Source organism: Microbacterium sp. GCS4, assembly GCF_001262495.1.
In the GTDB taxonomy this organism is placed as follows: Bacteria; Actinomycetota; Actinomycetes; order Actinomycetales; family Microbacteriaceae; genus Microbacterium.
On sequence record NZ_LGYE01000002.1, the window covers coordinates 782,554 to 803,216 of the forward strand.

At 68.9% G+C, this 20,663-nt stretch carries 18 protein-coding genes; 14 read left to right on the forward strand and 4 right to left on the reverse strand.

The features are described from left to right. The first annotated feature begins 23 nt into the window (after window positions 1-23). From AKH00_RS11045 to AKH00_RS11060, 4 genes are all read left to right on the forward strand, one after another. On the forward strand, window positions 24-1,193 hold the full coding sequence (locus AKH00_RS11045; RefSeq protein WP_050722731.1) for a glycoside hydrolase family 1 protein: 1,170 nt from the start codon (window positions 24-26) through the stop codon (window positions 1,191-1,193). 61 nt (window positions 1,194-1,254) lie between these two features. Then, a complete protein-coding gene (locus tag AKH00_RS11050; RefSeq protein ID WP_235556746.1) occupies window positions 1,255-2,796 on the forward strand; it encodes a molybdopterin-dependent oxidoreductase in 1,542 nt (513 codons plus the stop codon). A gap of 37 nt (window positions 2,797-2,833) precedes the next feature. Next, window positions 2,834-4,408: a methionine--tRNA ligase gene (gene metG, locus AKH00_RS11055; protein ID WP_050722733.1), complete on the forward strand. Its 1,575-nt coding sequence runs from the start codon at window positions 2,834-2,836 to the stop codon at window positions 4,406-4,408. Between the two features lie 27 nt (window positions 4,409-4,435). Then, complete coding sequence (locus tag AKH00_RS11060; protein WP_050722734.1) at window positions 4,436-5,311, forward strand: TatD family hydrolase; 876 nt, start codon at window positions 4,436-4,438, stop codon at window positions 5,309-5,311. Here the strand turns inward: AKH00_RS11060 and AKH00_RS11065 are convergent. Beyond that, complete coding sequence (locus tag AKH00_RS11065) at window positions 5,293-6,573, reverse strand: MFS transporter (RefSeq protein WP_050722735.1); 1,281 nt, start codon at window positions 6,571-6,573, stop codon at window positions 5,293-5,295. The genes AKH00_RS11060 and AKH00_RS11065 overlap by 19 nt on opposite strands. Window positions 6,574-6,627: 54 nt before the next feature. Between AKH00_RS11065 and rsmA the strand changes: the two genes are divergently transcribed. The 7 genes from rsmA (at window position 6,628) to AKH00_RS11100 (ending at window position 14,840) form a co-directional block, all read left to right on the forward strand. Further along, a complete protein-coding gene (gene rsmA, locus AKH00_RS11070; RefSeq protein WP_050722736.1) occupies window positions 6,628-7,497 on the forward strand; it encodes a 16S rRNA (adenine(1518)-N(6)/adenine(1519)-N(6))-dimethyltransferase RsmA in 870 nt (289 codons plus the stop codon). Window positions 7,498-7,506: 9 nt separating this feature from the next. Further along, entirely contained in the window at window positions 7,507-8,574 is a 1,068-nt protein-coding gene (mgrA, locus tag AKH00_RS11075) for an L-glyceraldehyde 3-phosphate reductase (protein WP_050722737.1), read from the forward strand. A gap of 9 nt (window positions 8,575-8,583) precedes the next feature. Further along, window positions 8,584-9,516 (forward strand): 4-(cytidine 5'-diphospho)-2-C-methyl-D-erythritol kinase, encoded by a 933-nt coding sequence (locus AKH00_RS11080; RefSeq protein ID WP_050722738.1) that lies wholly within the window; start codon window positions 8,584-8,586, stop codon window positions 9,514-9,516. A gap of 79 nt (window positions 9,517-9,595) precedes the next feature. Then, the gene (locus tag AKH00_RS11085; RefSeq protein ID WP_050722739.1) at window positions 9,596-10,636 is read left to right on the forward strand and encodes a LacI family DNA-binding transcriptional regulator; all 1,041 of its coding nucleotides are present in this window, start codon (window positions 9,596-9,598) and stop codon (window positions 10,634-10,636) included. Window positions 10,637-10,790: 154 nt separating this feature from the next. After that, window positions 10,791-12,311 carry a multiple monosaccharide ABC transporter ATP-binding protein gene (mmsA, locus tag AKH00_RS11090; protein ID WP_050722954.1) on the forward strand — a complete coding sequence of 507 codons (1,521 nt, stop codon included), beginning with the start codon at window positions 10,791-10,793 and terminating at the stop codon, window positions 12,309-12,311. After that, entirely contained in the window at window positions 12,308-13,660 is a 1,353-nt protein-coding gene (gene mmsB, locus AKH00_RS11095) for a multiple monosaccharide ABC transporter permease (protein WP_050722740.1), read from the forward strand. Before mmsA ends, mmsB begins: the two co-directional genes overlap by 4 nt. 58 nt (window positions 13,661-13,718) lie before the next feature. Next, on the forward strand, window positions 13,719-14,840 hold the full coding sequence (locus tag AKH00_RS11100; RefSeq protein ID WP_050722741.1) for a substrate-binding domain-containing protein: 1,122 nt from the start codon (window positions 13,719-13,721) through the stop codon (window positions 14,838-14,840). Window positions 14,841-15,028: 188 nt separating this feature from the next. Here the strand turns inward: AKH00_RS11100 and AKH00_RS11105 are convergent, their stop codons facing one another. The 3 genes from AKH00_RS11105 to AKH00_RS11115 form a co-directional block, all read right to left on the reverse strand. Next, entirely contained in the window at window positions 15,029-15,268 is a 240-nt protein-coding gene (locus tag AKH00_RS11105) for a hypothetical protein (protein ID WP_050722742.1), read from the reverse strand. Window positions 15,269-15,321: 53 nt separating this feature from the next. Continuing rightward, on the reverse strand, window positions 15,322-16,707 hold the full coding sequence (locus tag AKH00_RS11110) for an HNH endonuclease signature motif containing protein (protein ID WP_050722743.1): 1,386 nt from the start codon (window positions 16,705-16,707) through the stop codon (window positions 15,322-15,324). Between the two features lie 71 nt (window positions 16,708-16,778). Continuing rightward, window positions 16,779-17,294 (reverse strand): GNAT family N-acetyltransferase, encoded by a 516-nt coding sequence (locus AKH00_RS11115; protein ID WP_050722744.1) that lies wholly within the window; start codon window positions 17,292-17,294, stop codon window positions 16,779-16,781. 72 nt (window positions 17,295-17,366) lie between these two features. Between AKH00_RS11115 and AKH00_RS11120 the strand changes: the two genes are divergently transcribed. From AKH00_RS11120 to AKH00_RS11130, 3 genes are read left to right on the forward strand one after another with little or no spacing between them, the layout of a single operon-like run. Then, on the forward strand, window positions 17,367-18,278 hold the full coding sequence (locus AKH00_RS11120; protein WP_050722745.1) for a phosphotransferase: 912 nt from the start codon (window positions 17,367-17,369) through the stop codon (window positions 18,276-18,278). 14 nt (window positions 18,279-18,292) lie between these two features. Next, window positions 18,293-18,772 carry a mycothiol transferase gene (locus AKH00_RS11125; protein ID WP_050722746.1) on the forward strand — a complete coding sequence of 160 codons (480 nt, stop codon included), beginning with the start codon at window positions 18,293-18,295 and terminating at the stop codon, window positions 18,770-18,772. A 45-nt stretch (window positions 18,773-18,817) separates the two neighbouring features. Beyond that, a complete protein-coding gene (locus AKH00_RS11130; RefSeq protein WP_050722747.1) occupies window positions 18,818-20,641 on the forward strand; it encodes an ABC-F family ATP-binding cassette domain-containing protein in 1,824 nt (607 codons plus the stop codon). The last annotated feature ends 22 nt before the right edge of the window (window positions 20,642-20,663 follow it).

The window sequence follows — 20,663 nt, forward strand, 5'->3', positions numbered from 1 at the left end:
CGAGAGAAAGAAAGGAGCGCACCGTGCTCACCTTCCCTGACGGCTTCCTCTGGGGAGCGGCCACCGCCGCCCACCAGGTGGAGGGGAACAACACGACCAGCAACTGGTGGACGATGGAGCACGCTCCGGACTCGCCGATGGTGGAGCCCTCGGGAGACGCCGCCGACCACTTCCACCGCTACCCCGAGGACATGGGCCTGCTCGCCGCCGCAGGCCTCAACTCGTACCGCTTCTCGGTCGAGTGGGCGCGGATCGAGCCGGAGCGCGGGTTCATCTCGCGGGCCATGCTCGACCACTACCGCCGCATGATCGACACCGCACTCGGGCTGGGACTCGACCCGACCGTGACGCTCATGCACTTCACGGTGCCGCAGTGGTTCCAGAAGGACGGGTTCTGGCGTGCGTCCGACGCCGTCGACCTCTTCTCGCGTTACGTCGAGACCGTGCTGCCGATCCTCGACGACGTCACCTACGTGTGCACGATCAACGAGCCGAACATCGCGGCGATGCTCGCCGGGGGAGAGGATGCCGCGAACCTCGTCGCCTACGGTCTGCCGAATCCCGACCTCGCCGTCGCCGACACGCTGCTCGACGCGCACCACCGCGCCTCGGAGATCCTGCACTCGAAGCCCGGCATCCAGGCCGGATGGACCATTGCGACGCAGGCGTTCCACTCGACCGGCGAGCCCGGAGCCGACGAGATGCTGGCGCAGTACGGCGACCCGCGCGACCACTGGTATCTGGACCAGTCGGCGGGCGACGACTTCGTGGGCGTGCAGGCGTACACCCGCACGTTCATCGGTCCCGAGGGCCCGCGGCCCGTCGCGTCCGATGTCGAGACCACGCTCACCGGGTGGGAGTTCTTCCCCGAGGCGCTCGAGATGGGAGTGCGCAGCGCGTGGGAGCGCAGCGGCGGCGTGCCGGTGCTCGTGACGGAGAACGGCATCGCCACGGCCGACGACACCCGACGCGTCGCCTACACGCAGGGCGCACTGGAGGGTCTGCACCGGGCCATCGCCGACGGCGTCGAGGTGCGCGGATATCAGCACTGGAGCGCGCTCGACAACTACGAGTGGGCGAGCGGCTACCGGCCGACGTTCGGGCTCATCGGCTTCGACCGCGAGACCTTCGAGCGGTCGCCGAAGCCCTCGCTCGCGTGGCTGGGAGAGGTCGCGCGCCGCAACGCGCTCTGAGCGCTGGCCGTCCGAGGGCCCAACGGCCCTCGGACGGTCGCGCCGGGGTTACGCTCGGTCCATGACCCATGTCATGACCGCGCGTCGAAGCGGCCGCCTCCGGGCGGGCGCTGCGGGGCTGAGCGCCGCCGTGCTCGCGGTCGGCGCGGGTGAGCTCGTCGCGGCCGTCGTGGAACCGGCCGCGAGTCCCGTGGCCGTGATCGGCAGCGGACTGATCGACCTCGCGCCCGCGTGGGCGAAGGACACCGCGATCGCGCTGTTCGGCACCGGCGACAAGGCGGCCCTGATCACGGGGATCGCGATCGTGCTCGCAGGTGTCGCGGTGCTGTCCGGCATCCTGGAGGCACGCCGCGCCGGGCTCGGCTCGGTGGTCCTCGGCGCGCTCGGAGCCCTCGCGCTCATCGTCGCGATGACCCGTCCCGGCGCCGGTCCCTTCGCGTGGCTGCCCGGGCTGGTCGCGGGGGTCGTCGCGGTCGTCGCGCTGCGGCTGCTCATGCGCACGGTGCATCCGATCCCGTATGTGCGCACCGAATCCGAGGAGCGACGGCGGTTCCTGCTCTGGACCGCGGGGGTCGCGGCCGCGGGCGTCGCCGCGCTCATCGTGGGCAACGTCGCGCGCGGAGCGACCCGCTCGATCGAGGCGATCCGCGATGCGCTCCGGTTGCCGCAGGCCACGCGCCCGGCGGCCCCGGTCCCCGCGACCGCCGACCTCGGTATCCAGGGCCTCGCACCGGTCGTGACCCCGAACGCCGAGTTCTACCGCATCGACACGGCCCTCGTCGTCCCGCGTATCGACCCGGGCGACTGGCGGCTGCGCATCCACGGCATGGTCGATCGGGAGGTCGAGATCACCTGGGAAGAGCTGCTCGCCCTGCCGATGCAGGAGTCGCACGTGACCCTGGCGTGCGTGTCGAACGAGGTGGGCGGATCGCTGATCGGCAACGCTCTCTGGCTCGGTCATCCCGTGCGCGATCTTCTCGCGCGTGCAGGGGTCGACCCGGACGCCGACATGGTGCTCTCCACCTCCTCCGACGGGTTCACGGCCTCCACGCCGATCGAGGCGCTCACCGACGATCGAGACGCGCTGCTCGCGGTGGGGATGAACGGCGAGCCGCTGCCGATCGAGCACGGCTTCCCGGTGCGGATGGTGGTGCCCGGTCTCTACGGCTATGTGTCGGCGACGAAGTGGGTGACCGATCTGGAGGTCACGCGGTTCGACCGCACGACGGCCTACTGGACGACGCGCGGGTGGTCGGACCACGGTCCGGTCAAGCTCCAGTCGCGCATCGATGTGCCGCGGCGCGGACAGCGGATCGAGCCGGGCGAGGCCGTGATCGCGGGCATGGCCTGGCAGCAGCACGTCGGGGTCGAGGGGGTCGAGGTGCGCATCGACGGCGGCTCGTGGCAGCAGGCGGAACTCGCTTCCCCGATCTCGGCTGACACGTGGGTGCAGTGGCGGCTGCCGTGGACCGCGGACAGCGGGTCGCACAGCATCGAGTGCCGCGCGATCAGCGCCGACGGCGACACGCAGACCTCCGATCCTGCTCCGCCTGCTCCCGACGGCGCGCAGGGCTGGCACCGCATCGACGTGAGCGTGGGCTGAGCGTAACCGCCCCCGTCATCGCGCCTAGAATCGATCCATGCCCGCAGGCGAATCCTTCTACATCACGACGCCCATCTACTACCCCTCCGACGTCCCTCACATCGGTCATGGGTACACCTCGGTGGCGGTCGACGCGCTCGCGCGCTGGCACCGCCAGGGCGGCGACGACACCTGGATGCTGACGGGCACCGACGAGCACGGGCAGAAGATGCTCCGTGCCGCGGCGGCGAACGGCGTGACCCCGCAGGAGTGGGTCGACAAGCTCGTGACCGAGGCGTGGTTCCCGCTGCTGAAGACGCTCGACGTCGCGAACGACGACTTCATCCGCACCACGCAGGAGCGGCACGAGGAGCGCGTCAAGAAGTTCGTGCAGGCGATCTACGACCGCGGCTACATCTATGCGGGCGAGTACGAGGCGCTGTACTGCGTGGGCTGTGAGGAGTTCAAGCCGGAGTCCGAGATCCTCGACGGCACCGGCCCCTTCGAGGGGCTCAAGGTGTGCGCGATCCACTCGAAGCCGCTCGAGCTGCTGCAGGAGAAGAACTACTTCTTCAAGCTCAGCGAGTTCCAGGACCGTCTCCTCGAGCTCTACAAGACGCAGCCCGACTTCATCCGTCCCGAGTCCGCGCGCAACGAGGTCGTCTCGTTCGTGCGGCAGGGTCTCAAGGACCTCTCGATCTCGCGTTCGGCGTTCGACTGGGGCATCGAGGTGCCCTGGGACCCGTCGCACGTCATCTACGTGTGGGTCGACGCGCTGCTGAACTACGCGACGGCCGTCGGCTACGGCGACGACCCCGAGACCTTCGACCGCCGCTGGCCGGCGTACCACGTGGTCGGCAAGGACATCCTCCGCTTCCACGCCGTGATCTGGCCGGCCATGCTGATGGCTGCGGGCGTCGACGTGCCCAAGGGCGTGTTCGCGCACGGCTGGCTGCTCGTGGGCGGCGAGAAGATGTCGAAGTCGAAGCTCACCGGCATCGCGCCGACCGAGATCACCGACGTCTTCGGCTCGGACGCCTACCGGTTCTACTTCCTCTCGGCGATCGCGTTCGGCCAGGACGGGTCGTTCTCGTGGGAGGACCTCGCCGCGCGCTATCAGGCCGAGCTCGCGAACGGCTTCGGCAACCTCGCGTCCCGCACGACCGCCATGATCGAGAAGTACTTCGAGGGCGTCGTGCCGCCGCCCGCCGAGTACCTGGAGCAGGACCTCGTGATCCAGCGTCTCGTCGCGCGCGCGACGACGGATGCGGATGCCGCGGTCGAGCAGTTCCGCATCGATGAGGCGATCCGCGCCGTCTGGACCATCGTCGATGCGCTGAACGGCTACATCACCGAGAACGAGCCGTGGGCGCTGGCACGCGACGAGGAGCAGCGCGAGCGCCTCGGCACCGTGCTGTACACGTGCGCGGAGGGTCTGCGCGCGCTCGCGGTGCTGCTGTCGCCGGTCATGCCGGTGTCGACCGAGAAGCTGTGGATCGCGCTGGGCGCGGCCGAGACGCTCGGACGCCTGCAGGATCAGCCGATCCGCGAGTCCGGGGCGTGGGGCGTACTGAAGCCGGGCACGAGCGTCAACGGTCTCGCGCCGCTGTTCCCGCGCGTCGAACAGGCCTGATCGCGTCTCGTCCCGCCTGAGACAGCCATGCCTGAGACCTACGTGCAGCGCCGGGACGGCGACGGGCGCAAGGACCTGCGGTATCCCGCAGCTCCCGAGCCCCTCGCCGTGCCCGTGTACGACAACCACGCGCACCTCGAGATCCTCGACGGCGACGAGCCGCTGTCGCTGACCGAGCAGCTCGACCGCGCGGAGGCGGTGGGGATCGCCGGCGTCGTGCAGGCCTCGGGTGATATCGAGTCCTCGCGTTGGGCCGTGGAGGCCGCCGCGTCCGACCGTCGCGTGCTGGCCGCGGTCGCGATCCATCCGAACGACGCGCCGGCCTACGCCGAAGAGGGGCGTCTCGAGGAGGCGCTCGCGGTGATCGACGAGCTCGCGGCGCACCCGCGCACGCGGGCGATCGGCGAGACCGGACTCGACTTCTTCCGCACTGAGCCGGAGCGCCGCGACCCCCAGTTCGCGTCGTTCGAGGCGCACATCGCCCTCGCCAAGAAGCACGGGATCGCGATGCAGATCCACGACCGCGACGCGCACGACGCGGTGCTCGAGACGCTCGCCCGCGTGGGCGCGCCGGAGACGACGGTGTTCCACTGCTTCTCGGGCGACGACGCGATGGCGCGGGTGTGCGCGGATGCCGGATTCCACCTGTCGTTCGCGGGCAACGTCACGTTCAAGAACGCCCAGAACCTGCGCGACGCGCTCGCGGTGACGCCGCTCGACCGCATCCTCGTCGAGACCGACGCGCCGTTCCTCACGCCGACACCGCTGCGCGGCCGCCCCAACGCGCCGTACCTCGTGCCGATCACGGTGCGCTTCATGGCCGCCGAGCTCGGACTCGACGTCGACGAACTGTGCGCGCAGCTTGCCGCGAACACCCTGAGGGTCTACGGCTCGTTCGACTGAGGCTCTGCTCCTTCGACCGGCTTCGCGCTCACGATGTGCGAGATCGGACGCCACACGAGCAGCAGGGTGAGAGCCGATCCGGCGAACGCGAACCACCACGGCGCGGTCAGACCCCAGAGCTGCGCGATCACCCCGCCCAGGGCCTGGCCGATCACCAGACCGGCGAACACGCCGACCATGTTGACGGAAGAGACGCGGCCCTGGAGTTGGGCGGGCACGAGACGCTGCCGGACGGTCGTGGAGATCGTCGCCCACACGAACGCGTACGCGCCGAAGACGACCATGATGACGAGCGCGACCCACCCGGTGGTCGTGAGCGCGAAGGCCAGGTGCATGAGCACCTCGAGCGACAGCACGACCCGCATGAGCGTCGCGAACGAGACGTGCCGCTCGAGCCAGCCGAAGCTCACGGTCGCGAGGATGCCGCCAGCGGCCGACGCCGTGGTCAGGGCGCCATAGCCGATCGCGCCCATGTGGAGGTGCTCCGTGGCGTACAGCACGAGCACGCCCCACGGCGCCGCCCACGTCACGTTGAACACGAGGATGATGATCACCAGCATCCGGACGGGCGGGTTGCGCCACAGCCAGCGCAGTCCCTCGGCGATGTCGGTGTGCACGGGCGAGCGCGAGGCGGAGTCGCCGTCTGCGGCGGATCCGCGCGGCGGGACGGGGGTGCGCGCCATCCGCGAGATCAGCACGATCGCGAGCGTCACGCAGAGCACCTCGACGAGGAACGGCCATGCGGAGCCCGCCGCGAACAGGAACGCGCCGAGCGGCGGGCCGGCGAACTGGTTCGCGACGAGGTACCCGGCCTGCAGGCGCGCGTTGCCGATGCCGAGGTCGGCGGGCTTCACGAGCATCGGGAGCAGCGTGCTCCCCGCGGTGTCCACGAACACCTCGGCCGTCCCGTAGAGGAAGGCCACCGCGAGGACGATGCCGATGTTCGCCGTGCCCGTCACGAGGAACACGCACAGCGCGGCGAGCACGACGGCCCGCGCGGCGTTCGCGACCATCACGAGGCGTCTGCGGTCGAAGCGGTCGGCGATCGCGCCCGCGTGCAGCCCGAAGATCAGCCACGGGAGGAACTGCAGGATCGCCCCCGAGGCGACGAGGAGCGGCGAGGAGGTCATCGAGGCGATCAGCAGCGGGGCGGCGGCGAGGGCGACGCCGTCGCCGACGTTGCTGGTCCACGACGAGGCGAGCAGCCAGCGGAAGTCCCTGCCCATGCGGCGGGGCGCGACGAGTTCACCGAGAGAGGGCATCACTGAAGAGTAGTGGGGGCGGGGGACATCCAGGGGGTAGGGGACAATGGACACATGACCGTCACGCTGCTCGGCGCCTCCGAGATCCGCCGCCTCGCCGCCGAGCTCGATGTCACCCCCACCAAGAAGCTCGGCCAGAACTTCGTGGTCGACGCCAACACGGTCCGCAAGATCGTGCACGCCGCTCGGGTCCAGCCGGGGGAGCGCGTGGTCGAGGTGGGACCGGGCCTCGGCTCGCTCACCCTCGCGATCCTCGAGGCCGGGGCCTCGGTGACCGCGGTCGAGATCGACCACCGGCTCGCCGCCCGGCTGCCGCAGACCGCGGTCGAGCACGGCGTCGAGCCCGAGAGGCTCACGGTCGTGGATGCCGACGCGCTGCGTGTCACCGCGCTGCCGGGAGAGCCGTCCGTGCTCGTCGCGAACCTCCCGTACAACGTCTCGGTGCCGGTCCTCCTGCACTTCCTCGAGACGTTCCCCTATCTGCAGCGCGGCGTCGTGATGGTGCAGGCCGAGGTCGCGGAGCGCATCGCCGCGAAGCCCGGCTCGAAGATCTACGGCTCGCCCAGCGTCAAAGCCGCCTGGTACGGCGAATGGAAGCTCGCCGGAAACGTGTCCCGTCAGGTCTTCTGGCCCGTGCCCAACGTCGACAGTCTGCTCGTGGGCTTCGACCGCACCGAGAGCGAGCGCGGTTCCGAGGACGAACGGCGTCGCACTTTCGCGATAGTCGACGCGGCCTTCAACCAGCGGCGCAAGATGCTGAGGCAGGCCCTCTCGGGCCTGCTCGGCGGCTCCGCGGCGGCATCCGAGGTGCTGATCGCCGCCGGCGTCGCCCCCACCGCCCGGGGGGAGGACCTCACGGTCGACGACTATCAGCGTGTTGCGCAGGAGGTCGCCCGGGTCGGCGCCACCGCCGGCACGGACTAATCTGGCACCGTGACCGACTCTCCGCGCTTCCGCCCGAACGTCCCCGAACTCCACCGCCCGTACGCCGCCGACGAGGGCCGCTACCAGCAGTTCGACTACCGCCAGGTCGGCTCATCCGGCCTCTATCTGCCGCCCATCTCGCTGGGTCTGTGGTGGAACTTCGGCGACAACATCCCGCTCGACAACCAGCGCGCGCTCCTGCGCCACGCGTTCGACCGGGGCATCACGCACTTCGACCTCGCCAACAACTACGGGCCGCCGTACGGCTCGGCCGAGAAGAACTTCGGGCGCATCTTCGCCGAGGACTTCCGCCCCTACCGCGACGAGCTCATCATCTCGTCGAAGGCCGGCTGGGACATGTGGCCCGGACCCTACGGCGACTTCGCGAGCCGCAAGTACATCCTGGCGAGCGCCGAGCAGTCGCTGACCCGCATGGGCCTCGACTACGTCGACATCTTCTACTCGCACCGCGTCGACCCCGTCACGCCGATCGCCGAGACCGTCGGAGCGCTCGACACCCTGGTGCGCCAGGGCAAGGCGCTGTACGTCGGCATCTCCTCGTACAGCGCGGAGCGCACGGCCGAGGCCGTCGCCGTGGCGAACGAGCTCGGCACGCCGCTCGTGATCCACCAGCCCGCGTATTCGATCCTCAACCGCTGGGTCGAGGACGGGCTCACCGAGACGCTCGAGCAGTCAGGCCTCGGCGCGATCGCGTTCACGCCCCTCGCGCAGGGACTGCTCACCGACAAGTACCTCGGCGACGGCACCGCCGACCGTGCGCAGAAGCGCGGCTCGCTGCCGGACGCGCCGCTGAGCGACGAGGCCGTGCGCATCCTCCGGTCGCTGAACGAGATCGCCCGTGATCGCGGTCAGAGCCTCGCGCAGCTGGCGCTGCAGTGGACGCTGCGCAACCCGGTCGTCGCCTCCGCGCTGATCGGCGCCTCGCGGCCCGAGCAGCTCGATGAGAACATCGCGGCGGTGAACGGCCCCGCGTTCACCGACGAGGAGCTGTCGCGCATCGACGAGCTCTCCGGCTCGATCGACGTCGACCTCTGGGCGACCTCCACGGAGCTCTGACACTCCCGCATGACCTTCGCCGCCTCCACCGAATCCGTACACGTCCGCGCCCCGGGCAAGATCAACGTGTACCTCGGCGTGGGTGGCCGTCACGAGGACGGGTATCACGCGCTGGCGACGGTGTTCCAGGCGGTGTCGTTGTACGAGGACGTGATCGCGCGTCACGCCGACGACTTCTCGATCACGGTGTCGGGCGTCGACGATCCCGACAGTGTGCCGCTGGACGATCGCAACCTCGCGATGAGGGCGGCCAAGCTGCTCGCCGCCGCCGCCGACTACGAGGGCGGTGTCGCGCTCGAGCTGCGCAAGAGCGTGCCGGTCGCCGGCGGCATGGGCGGGGGCTCGGCCGACGCCGCGGCCGCGCTCGTGGCATGCGACGCGCTGTGGGGGACCGGGTTCTCGAACGCGCGTCTTCACGAACTGGCCGCGCGTCTCGGGGCGGACGTGCCGTTCGCGCTGCACGGCGGCACCGCGGTGGGCACGGGGCGTGGCGATCAGCTCAACCCGGCGCTCGCCCGCGGGCGCTTCGACTGGGTGCTGGTGCCGAGCGACCGCGGACTGTCCACCCCGCTCGTCTACACGCGCCTCGACGAGCTGCGCGACGACGAGGGCGCCCTCGCCGACGACCCGCCGCTCTCGCTCGACGTCCCCATCCCTGTGCTCCAGGCGCTGCGCTCCGGCGACCCCGTGCTTCTCTCCGAGAGCATCTACAACGACCTCCAGGAAGCCGCCCTGCACGAGCGTCCCGAGCTGGAGACGACGATCCTGCGCGGCATCCACGCAGGTGCCCTGCAGGGGATCGTGTCCGGCTCCGGACCGACCGTCGCGCTGCTGTGCGCGGACCCGGGTGCCGCCCGTGTAGTGCAGGACACGCTCCGGGGCCAGGGGATCGAGTCCCTCCACGTGCACGGTCCGGTGCCGGGGGCGCGCATCCTCTCCTGAGCCGTCTCCGAGGTGCGCCGAGCGCGTCGGAGAGCCATAATGGTGTGACGATGTGACCGTGCACATGCGAGGAGGCGTGATGTCCACCGCCTCCGACCGTGCCCGCTCTCCGAGCATCCGCGACGTCGCCCGCCTCGCCGGGGTCTCGCACCAGACGGTCTCCCGCGTGCTCAACGACCACCCGAGCATCCGGCCGGAGACCAAGGCCAAGGTGCTCGACGCGATCGCCGTGCTGGACTACCGCCCCAACCTCGCCGCGCGAGCGCTCGTCACGAGCCGGTCGAACATGCTCGGGGTGCTGTCCGCGACGATCGGCGAGTTCGGCCCGACGTCGTCGATCGCCTCGATCGAGGAGGCGGCGCGCGAGGAAGGGTACTCCGTCTCGACCCTGAACCTGCCGGCGACGTCGCCCGAGGCGATCGGCAGTGCTGTGCGGCAGCTGGCGCGGGAGCAGGTCGACGGAATCGTCGTGCTCGCCCCGCAGGTGCGCGTGTTCCACGTTCTGCGGGGGATGGCCGTCGACTTCCCGTTCGTCACGCTGCAGACCGCCTCCGGGTCCGATGGGGTGAGTCTCTCGGCCGATCAGGTCGCGGGTGCGAGGGCGGCGACCGAGCATCTGATCAGACTCGGACACACCGACATCCTGCATCTCGCGGGACCTCAGGACTGGATCGAGGCCGAGTCGCGCATGCGCGGATACCTCGACGCCCTGCGTGAGGCCGACCTCCCCACGTTCCCGCCGATCCGCGGCGACTGGACCGCGGACTTCGGCTACTTCGCGGGGCAGGAGCTGTCGCGCCGACGCGACTTCACCGCCGTGTTCGCCGCCAACGACCTCATGGCGATCGGGCTCCTGCACGGGTTCCGGGATGCGGGGATCCGCGTGCCCGATGACGTCAGCGTCGTCGGATTCGACGACATCCCCGTCGCGGCGCACGTCGCTCCCACGCTGACGACCGTTCATCAGGACTTCACGGAGCTGGGCCGCCGGGCCGTGCGGATCCTGCTGGCGCAGATCCGCGGGGAGCAGTCTCCGGTCTTCGGCCCCGTGCAGGCATCGCTCCGGGATCGGGAGTCCGCGGGTCCCCATGTCGCGCGCGTCGCGCACGTGTCACGGTAACGACACGAATTCGCGCGTCGGACTTGACATCGTTCCGTCCACCGGAGTTACATATACCAATGTGAACGGTCACATCGCACGTGACCGCACGTAGCGAGGAAGAACCGTGAGCACCACAGCAACGTTGCCGGTCGTGTCAGGCCCCATCCTGGAGATGCGCAGCATCACCAAGGAGTTCCCGGGCGTCAAGGCACTGTCTGACGTCTCGATCACCGTCCGCGCGGGGGAGATCCACGCCATCTGCGGCGAGAACGGCGCCGGGAAGTCGACCCTCATGAAGGTCCTCTCCGGCGTCTACCCGTACGGCTCCTACGATGGCGACATCCTGCTGTACGGCGAGGAGCAGCGATACAAGGACATCGCCGCGAGCGAGCAGGCCGGGATCGCGATCATCCACCAGGAGCTCGCGCTGATCCCCGAACTCTCCGTCACTGAGAACATCTTCCTCGGCAACGAGATCCGCAGCTTCGGCCGCATCGACTGGCAGGCGCAGAAGCAGCGCGCGATCGAGCTCCTCGCCCGCGTCGGGCTCAAGGAGGACCCGGACGTCGCGATCAAGACGCTCGGCGTCGGCAAGCAGCAGCTCATCGAGATCGCGAAGGCGCTCAACAAGGACGTCAAGCTGTTGATCCTCGACGAGCCGACCGCGGCGCTCAACGAGAACGACTCGCAGCACCTGCTCGACCTGATCCTGGGCCTCAAGGCCAAGGGCATCGCGTCGATCATGATCAGCCACAAGCTCAACGAGATCGAGCAGATCGCCGACGAGATCACGATCATCCGCGACGGACGCACGGTCGAGACCCTCGATATCTCGCGCGGCGAGATCAACGAGGACCGGATCATCCGCGGCATGGTCGGCCGTTCGCTCGAGAGCCGGTACCCCGACCGCACGCCCGAGATCGGCGAGGTCTTCTTCGAGGTCAAGGACTGGTGGGTGCAGCATCCCTCCGTCGCAGAGCGCATGGTCGTCAAGGGATCGAGCATGAACGTCCGCCGCGGCGAGGTCGTCGGCATCGCCGGGCTCATGGGCGCCGGCCGCACCGAGTTCATGATGAGCCTGTTCGGGCGCTCCTACGGCAACTTCCAGTCCGGGACGATCGTGAAGGACGGCGAGGAGATCGTCATCCCCGACGTCTCGACCGCGATCAAGAACGGTCTCGCCTACGTGAGCGAGGACCGCAAGGTGCTCGGCCTCAACCTGCTCGACACCATCAAGCGCTCGGTGGTCGCCGCCAAGCTGTCGAAGATCACCCACCGCGGTGTCGTCGACGAGCGCGAGGAGTTCTCGGTCGCCGAGCGCTACCGTAAGGCGCTGCGCATCAAGACCCCGTCCGTGGAGGAGGGCGTCGGCAAGCTCTCGGGAGGCAACCAGCAGAAGGTCGTCCTGGCGAAGTGGATGTTCACCGACCCCGACCTGCTGATCCTCGACGAGCCCACCCGCGGCATCGACGTCGGCGCCAAGTACGAGATCTACGCGATCATCAACGAGCTCGCCTCCCAGGGCAAGGGCGTCATCGTCATCTCGAGCGAGCTGCCCGAGCTCCTCGGCATCTCCGACCGCATCTACACCGTCTTCGAAGGTCGGGTCACCGACTGCATCCCCGCCGATCAGGCCACACCCGAGGCCCTCATGCGCAGCATGACCTCCGCGACCCAGAAAGCATCCGCATGACCACCGACCTCACGACAACGAAGCGCGGCTTCCACTTCGGCGACATCCGCAAGATGTTCGGGAGCAACGGCACCTCGACGCTGCGCCAGTTCGGCATCCTCGGCAGCCTCATCGTCATCATCGTGCTGTTCGAGATCTTCACGCTGCTGCGCAACGGTCCGAACGGCGCGACGCTGACCCCGGGCAACGTCATCAACGTCATCAACCAGTACTCGTTCATCCTGATCCTGGCGATCGGCATGGTGATGGTCATCATCATGGGCCACATCGACCTGTCGGTCGGCTCGGTCGCCGCCTTCACCGGCATCATCGTCGCGAAGTCGATGGCCGAGTGGAACCTCCCCTGGCCGCTCGCGATCGTGCTCGGCCTCGGGGTGGGAGCTCTGGTCGGCGCCTGGCAGGGATTCTGGGTGGCCTACGTCGGAGTACCCGCGTTCATCGTCACGCTGGCCGGCATGCTGTTCTTCCGCGGCGCTCAGCAGTGGATCGGCGACGCGCAGACCATCCCGGTGCCGAAGGGCTTCCAGTACATCGGCACCGGCTACCTCCCCGAGGTGGGCCTGCCGCTGCCGTTCAACGTGCCGACCATGATCCTCGCGCTGCTCGCCGTCGTCTGGCTGATCTTCTGGGAGATCCGCACGCGCCGCGTCCAGCACAAGATGGGCTCCGAGAGCGCCCCTGTCTGGGTGAGCTCTGTCAAGGTCGTGCTCCTCTCGGTCGTCGTTCTCGCCGCGGGGTGGATGTTCGCGACCGGTCGTCCCGGCACGAGCTTCCCGGTTCCCGGACTCATCCTCCTGGCGCTCGTCATCATCTACTCGTTCGTCACCCGCAACACGGTGTTCGGCCGTCACATCTACGCGGTCGGCGGCAACCGTCAGGCGGCGCGTCTGTCGGGCGTCAAGGACCGCTGGGTCGACTTCTTCGTCATGATGAACATGTCGGTCATGGCAGCGCTCGCCGGCATGATCTTCGTCGCCCGCTCGCAGGCCTCCGGCCCGAACGACGGCACAGGCTGGGAGCTCGACGCGATCGCCTCGGTGTTCATCGGCGGCGCGGCCGTCGCGGGCGGCATCGGCACCGTGATCGGCTCGATCATCGGTGGTCTCGTCATGGCCTTCCTCAACAACGGCCTCGCGCTGCTCGGTCAGGGCGCCGACGTCGTCTCGATGATCAAGGGTCTCGTGCTTCTGATCGCCGTCGGCATCGACGTCTGGAACAAGCAGCAGGGCCGCCCGTCGATCATCGGCTTCATGACGCGTCGCTTCCGCCAGCAGGAGGCCGCGACCGAGACGTTCGAGCCCAACAAGACCTATCAGGCCCCACCCGTCGACAAGACGAGCGGAAAGTAAGCGGTTCCACAGCGCACAGCACGCGCCGGATCCGTCACACATCAGAGAAAGAGATCACATGAAGAAGATCATCGTCACCGCGACAGCGCTCGTCGCGACGGCTGCCTTCGCGCTCACCGGCTGCTCGGCCGAGCGTGGCGGCGACACCGGATCGGGTTCGAGCGACGAGGCCTCGAAGGGCTTCGCAGCCGACGCCACGATCGGTGTCGCCCTTCCGGACAAGACCTCGGAGAACTGGGTCCTCGCCGGCAAGCTGTTCGAGGACGGACTCAAGGAGGCCGGCTTCAAGGCGGACGTGCAGTACGCACCGGCCACCAACACGGTCGCCGAGCAGCAGAACCAGATCCAGGCCATGGTCACCAACGGCGCCAAGGTCATCATCATCGGCGCGAAGGACGGCAAGCAGCTGGCCACGCAGGTGCAGGCAGCCAAGGATGCCGGCGCCTACGTGATCGCGTACGACCGCCTGATCGAGAACACCGACGCGCTCGACTACTACGTCGCGTTCGACAACTTCAAGGTCGGCAACCTGCAGGGCCAGGCGCTGCTCGACGGTCTCGCCGAGCGTGCGGGCCACGAGGCTCCGTACAACATCGAGCTGTTCTCGGGCTCCCCGGACGACGCGAACTCCGCGGTCTTCTTCGACGGCGCCATGGAGGTTCTGCAGCCGAAGATCGACGACGGCACGCTGAAGGTCGTCTCGGGTCAGACCGAGATCGCCCAGACCGCGACCGAGGGCTGGCTCGCCGAGAACGCCCAGAACCGCATGGACACGCTGCTGACCGGCTCGTACAGCGGTGACACCGTGCTCGACGGCGTCCTTTCGCCGAACGACACCCTCGCCCGCGCCATCATCACCTCGGTGCAGCAGGCCGGTCGTCCCGTCCCGGTCGTCACGGGTCAGGACTCCGAGGTCGAGTCCGTGAAGTCGATCATGGAGGGCATCCAGTACTCCACGATCAACAAGGACACCACGCTGCTCGTCGCGCAGGCCATCAAGATGGTCGGCGAGCTGCAGAAGGGCGACGAGGTCGACGTGAACGACACCGAGTCCTACGACAACGGCTCCAAGGTCGTCCCGTCGTACCTGCTCGACCCGGTGATCGTCACCAAGGAGAACGCCGCCGAGGCGTACGCGAACGTCCCGAGCCTGCTCGAGATCGTGAAGTCGTACCAGTAAGCACTTCGCGCACGACGGGAGCCGCCCGGGTCACACGACCCGGGCGGCTCCTTCGCGTGCGGCGGTTCGTTCGCGCGCAGCAGTGACGTCGCCTGCAGCGGCTTCTTGGCCCGCAGCGGTGCTTTCACGCGCAGCGACGATCGTGTCGGCGGCCTGGCCGGCGCGCGGTCAGCAGTGGTCGTCGGGCGTCACGACTTCGGCTTCCAGGACCGGCGCCCCATGTTCCTGGACGAACCGGAGTTCGAACTGCTGTGCTTCGGGCGCGTAGCCGACTGCTGTGCTTCGGGCGGGTAGCCGAGAGGCATGGTGGTTCCGGTCGAATCCTGGAAAGCGACGGTCGACACGTCCAGGCATGCGGTCGCCATGGCGGATCCGTCGGATCGGGTGCTGAGCACGTCGAACCACTCGATGACGATCTCGCCGGTCATCGTGAGTTCGTGGGCGTGAGTCAGAAGGAGCGCGCGTCAGAGGGGAGTGCGCGTCAGAACGGCGCGCGCGCAGGCGCAGGTGCTGTCGGCTCCGGTGTGAACGTCACGGTGTTCTGAGCCGGCGGCTTGTCTATGTAGACGCGACCCGTCGGGCTGGTCCACTCCAGGATGCCGCCGCGCCGTTGACTGACGTGCCAGGGGGAGTGGTGCTTCAGCACATGGTGTCGTCGGCAGAATTGCGCGAGGTTCGTGTCCCGGGTCTCGCCGCCGGTTGCGGCATCGTGATTGTGGTCGAGATCGCATTTGCTCGCTGCGATCCCGCACGCCGGGAATCGGCACCGACGATCTCGCGCCCGGAGGTGCCGCCGCAGATGCTCGCTCGGCCGGTAGCGGTCGACGGCGAGCATGCGCCCGGTGACCGGGTGAGTGAGCACACGATCCCATCCCGCCGTGGAGCCCGCGAGGACGCGAGCGGTGTCGACGTCGATCGGCACGACACCATCGAGCTCTGCGGGAGGAAGCGCCGGCACGTCGTCGAACGCGAGCGAGGTCGATGCCTGATCGTCCATCAGAGTCAGCGCCGGCACGGTGATCTCGACCCGCGCCCGGATCGCACCGAGCATCCCGTCGATGGTGTCATGACCGCTGGGCGTGCCGGTGAGCACGAGATCGGTCAGCAGGTCGGCGCGGATCTCATCGACCGTGCGCTCATCGACCGTGCGCCCGTCGGGCGATGACTCATCCTTGCCCGAGCCACCGTCTTCGCTCGCGCTCTCCCGTGCAAGGCGGCGGTTCTCGTCTCGCACGGCGTGAGCAGCTTGCGAGAGGCGGTCGAACATGCCGTGCACGAGCACAGCAGGAGCGTGGACGTGGAGATCTGCCATGCCGTCATCGGCGTCCGTCATCCAGACGCGGCGCGTTGCACGCGCCTCGCGGTGTCGCTCGTCGATTGAGCGCGCGAGCAACCGCTCAGCCTCACGCCGAGCGCGGGGCCGCAGCCTGTTCGCTGACTCCTCCGCGGCGAGCGGCACCATGGTCTCCGCATACGCCTCGCGATCTGCGTCATCGACGAGATGGGATCCGGCATCGACGATCACCCTCGAGTGCGCGGCGCTGATGCGACCGGCGCCCTGAGCGGCCCACACGGTCGGGAACTGCTCGACGAGCAGGGTCGCGTCGGCCATGCGTCGTTCGATCGTGCGGTCGCTCACGCGCTGCACGGCTCCGATCTCGGCCGCCACCGAACGGATCGCATGGTCGCCCCGGTCGGGATGGTCGCCCTGCCGGGCGATGTCGATGGCCAGACGCCCGGCGATGGCCAGCAGTCCGTCGCGCGCCGCCTGCATCGCGGCGAGCGTCTGCTCGGCCACCTGCAGCGACTCGACCAGGCCGGCGAGCGCAGCCATCTGCGAGTCCGTCGCGTCGATCAGTGCTGTCATGACCTGAGTCAACCATCTACCACTGACATTCGAACGAAGATTCGAACAAGCACGCGCCATATGCCGGAACGCTAGATGGCGACGCGTCCCATCCGTACCATCACCTGGCGTCCACCCTTCAGCGGTGCCAGGTGTTGCCAGCCTCGAGACTCGTAGAGTCGAACCGCCGGATCGTCGGCGGCATCAGACGTCTCGAGCAGCGCACGCTCGTGGGCGAGACCCGCGAGGAGTGCATCGTGAAGGCGCCCGCCGACACCGGACCGTCGTGCGCCAGGGAGCACGGCCAGCTCCACGATCTCGAAGTGTCCTCCGCCCCACTCCGTGATTCGCGGACCGACCTCCGCGAGGATCCGATCAGACCAATACTGTCCTCGTTCGCCGGTGTACCCCCACCCGAAGCCCGCGAGCTGCTCGTCCTCCCACGCGAGCACCAGTCGATATCCCGCACGCGAACGATGCCGATCCCACAGTGAGACGCGCCACGCCTCTGGGTCGCTCACGGGTCCGAACACCGACTCCCACACCGTGAGCACGGCGTCCCGGTGCGTGTCGGCTTCCGCCGCGGCCCGCGTCTCGATCGTGACCATGCCCCCATGGTGGCACCTGCCGGCGACGCGGGCGAGCCGTCGGCCGTACCCCTGCACGGCTAGGGTGGCCCGATGGCACGACTCGAATGGACGGATCTCCCCGACGGCATCCGCCAGCGTGTCGAGAAGGTCGCCGGATCGCCGGCGAGCGGGGCTCGTACTCAGCCCGGCGGATTCTCGGCGGGTATGGCGTCACGGATGTCGTTCGAGGATGGCCGGCGTCTCTTCGTGAAGGCTGTGCACGCGTCGTCGCAGGGAACCTTCGACCTGTACGAGAGGGAAGTCGGCATCCTTCGCACCATCCCGCGAGAGCTCCCCGCCGCCCATCTCGTCGAGTCGTTCACGCAGGACGATTGGACGGTTCTGGTGATCGAGGACGTCGAGGGGCGGCATCCGCGAAAAGACGCACCCTCCGATACCGCGACCGTGCTCGATGCGATCGCGGCGCTCGCCGCCGTGCCGCCACCGGCCGATCTGCCCTCTCTCGCGGATGAACTCGCGGAGGATGCGGAGTCGTGGAGGCGTCTCGAGGCCGCTGGTCTCCTGGATGAGACGACCCCGTGGTGCGTGGAGCACCTCGCCTTCCTCCGCACGCATGCGGAACGCGTCGATGCCGCGGTCGCCGGCGACCGTCTCGTGCACGGCGACCTGCGCACCGACAACATCCTCATCGACCCGTCCGGACGTGCCCGGCTGCTCGACTGGCCCTGGGCGGCCAGGGGTGCGGGGTGGGAGGACGCTCTGCTCTACCTCCTCGATCTGCGCGTGGCGGATGCCGAAGCCGATGTCGATCCCTTCCTCGCTCATCCCGTGTTCCACGGTTCCACCACCGAGGACCACATGTCCCTGCTCGCCGCGATCGGCGGGAACTGGTTCGAGAAGTGCCGGTGGCCGGCACCTCCGGGCATGACGGCTCTGCGCGACTTCCAGCGGCGGGAGGCGATCGCCTCCGTCGCCTGGATCGCGCAGATGTCGGAGGGGTGAGGGAGGATGCGCGCATGAGCCATCACCACGACGCCGACGCGCGGGTCTCCGCGCGGGATGACCTCGAGGCGCGCATCGAGCAGAGCCGCAGCCTGATCCTCGGCAGCCTCGACGGGCTGTCCGACGGGGAGGCGCGCGAGATCCTCATCCCCGGGCGGCCATCGATCCTCGGCGTCGTGCGGCACACCGCCTACGTCGAAGGGGTGTGGTTCGGCGAGGCGATCACCGGCCGTCCGCGCGCCGAGCTCGGGCTGCCCGTCGCCACCGCGAACTCCTGGAAGGCCAGGAAGACCGACACGATCGAGTCGGTCAGGGCCCACTGCCTGGAGATCCGCGAGCACGCCCGCTCGAACCTCGCGGATCTCGACCTCGACGACGTCGTCACCGGACGCCATCCGCGCACGGTCCTGAGCCTGTACACGCACGTGCTCGACGAACTCGCCTGGAACACCGGGCAGCTCGACATCCTCCGCTCGCTCGCCGACAGCCGCTGACCGCGGCCGTCGACGCCGTCACGCCCGACTACCCTGGAAGACGATATGGCACATCTTCTGGGGGCTGAGGCCCTGCACCTCGAGTACCCGACGAGAGTCGTCTTCGACTCCGTGACCCTCGGCATCGAGGAAGGCGACCGGATCGGCATCGTCGGCCGGAACGGCGACGGCAAATCGAGCCTTCTCGGAATGCTGGCCGGACGCAAGGAACCCGACTCCGGCCGCGTCACGGTGCGCGGCGGCACCACGATCGGCGTGCTCGACCAGGCCGACACGCTCGACGACGACCTCACGATCGCGCAGGCCGTCGTCGGCGACACCCCGGAGCATGAGTGGGCCGGCGACGCGCGCATCCGTGACGTCATCGAGGGGCTGCTGTCCGAACTTCCGTGGGATGCCCGGATCGGCGCGCTCAGCGGAGGTCAGCGTCGCCGCGTCTCGCTCGCGACGCTCCTCGCCGGCGACTGGGACGTCATCGCGCTCGACGAGCCCACCAACCATCTCGACGTCGAGGCCATCACCTGGCTCGCCGGCCACCTCAAGAAGCGCTGGCCCGCGAACTCCGGAGCCCTGCTCGTCGTGACCCACGACCGCTGGTTCCTCGACGAGATCTGCACCGAGACCTGGGAGGTGCACGACCGCATCGTCGAGCCCTTCGAGGGCGGCTACGCGGCGTACATCCTGCAGCGCGTCGAGCGCGACCGGATGGCGGCGGCGACCGAGGCGAAGCGGCAGAACCTCGCACGCAAAGAACTGGCCTGGCTGCGCCGCGGGGCCCCCGCCCGCACGAGCAAGCCCAAGTTCCGGATCGACGCGGCCAACGAGCTCATCGCCGATGTGCCCGAGATCCGCGACAAGGTCTCGCTGCAGTCGCTCGCGGTCTCGCGACTGGGTAAGGACGTCGTCGACCTGCTCGACGTGGGCGTCGCCTATCCGACGGAGGACGGCGGCACGAAGCGCGTGCTGTCCGACGTGGAGTGGCGGATCGCGCCGGGCGAGCGCACCGGCATCCTGGGCGTCAACGGCGCGGGGAAGTCGACGTTGCTCGGTCTGATCTCGGGCACGGTCGAGCCGACCGAGGGGCGCATCAAGCGCGGCACGACCGTCAAGGTGAAGACGCTCACGCAGCGACTCGACGAGCTCGAGCAGCACTGGAACGACCCGGTGCGCGTCGTGATCTCGGGCCTGCGCACCTCCTACACGATGGGCGCCGGTTCCAAGGCGCAGGACCTGACCCCCGGTCAGCTGCTCGAACGCCTCGGCTTCTCGTCAGCGCAGCTGTCGACGCCCGTGAAGGACCTCTCCGGCGGTCAGCAGCGTCGACTGCAGCTGCTGCTCGTGCTGCTCGACCAGCCCAACGTGCTGATCCTCGACGAGCCCACCAACGACATGGACACCGACATGCTCGCGGCGATCGAGGATCTGCTCGACTCCTGGTCGGGCACGCTCCTCGTCGTGAGTCACGACCGGTACTTCCTCGAGAGGGTCACCGATCAGCAGTATGCGATCCTCGGCGGTCGTCTGCGGCACCTGCCCGGAGGGGTCGACGAGTACCTGCGTCTGCGGCAGCTGCAGGATGCCGCGCCCACGACGACCGCCGCACCTGCGGCCGCGGGATCGGATGCCGCGCCAGTGGCCACCGGTCTGGACGGGGCGGCTCTGCGCGCCGCGCAGAAGGAGGCGTCGTCGCTCGAGCGCCGGATCCAGAAGCTCACCGAGCAGGTCGACAAGGCGAAGCACGCACTGGCCGATCATGACCAGGCGGACTACGCCGGGCTGGGGGAGCGGATGAAGAGGATCAGCGACCAGGAGTCCGAGATCGAGGAGCTCGAACTGCGCTGGTTCGAGCTCACGGAGCAGATCGGCTGATCGCGCGACACGCCGGGGCGTT

Excerpts from the sequence above, each read along its gene's own strand:
- AKH00_RS11050 (WP_235556746.1), top strand. The coding sequence starts at position 1,255 with ATGACCCATGTCATGACCGCGCGTCGAAGCGGCCGCCTCCGGGCGGGC.
- metG (WP_050722733.1), top strand. The coding sequence starts at position 2,834 with ATGCCCGCAGGCGAATCCTTCTACATCACGACGCCCATCTACTACCCC.
- AKH00_RS11060 (WP_050722734.1), top strand. The coding sequence starts at position 4,436 with ATGCCTGAGACCTACGTGCAGCGCCGGGACGGCGACGGGCGCAAGGAC.
- AKH00_RS11065 (WP_050722735.1), bottom strand. The coding sequence starts at position 6,573 with ATGCCCTCTCTCGGTGAACTCGTCGCGCCCCGCCGCATGGGCAGGGAC.
- rsmA (WP_050722736.1), top strand. The coding sequence starts at position 6,628 with ATGACCGTCACGCTGCTCGGCGCCTCCGAGATCCGCCGCCTCGCCGCC.
- AKH00_RS11080 (WP_050722738.1), top strand. The coding sequence starts at position 8,584 with ATGACCTTCGCCGCCTCCACCGAATCCGTACACGTCCGCGCCCCGGGC.
- AKH00_RS11085 (WP_050722739.1), top strand. The coding sequence starts at position 9,596 with ATGTCCACCGCCTCCGACCGTGCCCGCTCTCCGAGCATCCGCGACGTC.
- mmsA (WP_050722954.1), top strand. The coding sequence starts at position 10,791 with ATGCGCAGCATCACCAAGGAGTTCCCGGGCGTCAAGGCACTGTCTGAC.
- mmsB (WP_050722740.1), top strand. The coding sequence starts at position 12,308 with ATGACCACCGACCTCACGACAACGAAGCGCGGCTTCCACTTCGGCGAC.
- AKH00_RS11100 (WP_050722741.1), top strand. The coding sequence starts at position 13,719 with ATGAAGAAGATCATCGTCACCGCGACAGCGCTCGTCGCGACGGCTGCC.
- AKH00_RS11105 (WP_050722742.1), bottom strand. The coding sequence starts at position 15,268 with ATGACCGGCGAGATCGTCATCGAGTGGTTCGACGTGCTCAGCACCCGA.
- AKH00_RS11110 (WP_050722743.1), bottom strand. The coding sequence starts at position 16,707 with ATGACAGCACTGATCGACGCGACGGACTCGCAGATGGCTGCGCTCGCC.
- AKH00_RS11115 (WP_050722744.1), bottom strand. The coding sequence starts at position 17,294 with ATGGTCACGATCGAGACGCGGGCCGCGGCGGAAGCCGACACGCACCGG.
- AKH00_RS11120 (WP_050722745.1), top strand. The coding sequence starts at position 17,367 with ATGGCACGACTCGAATGGACGGATCTCCCCGACGGCATCCGCCAGCGT.
- AKH00_RS11125 (WP_050722746.1), top strand. The coding sequence starts at position 18,293 with ATGAGCCATCACCACGACGCCGACGCGCGGGTCTCCGCGCGGGATGAC.
- AKH00_RS11130 (WP_050722747.1), top strand. The coding sequence starts at position 18,818 with ATGGCACATCTTCTGGGGGCTGAGGCCCTGCACCTCGAGTACCCGACG.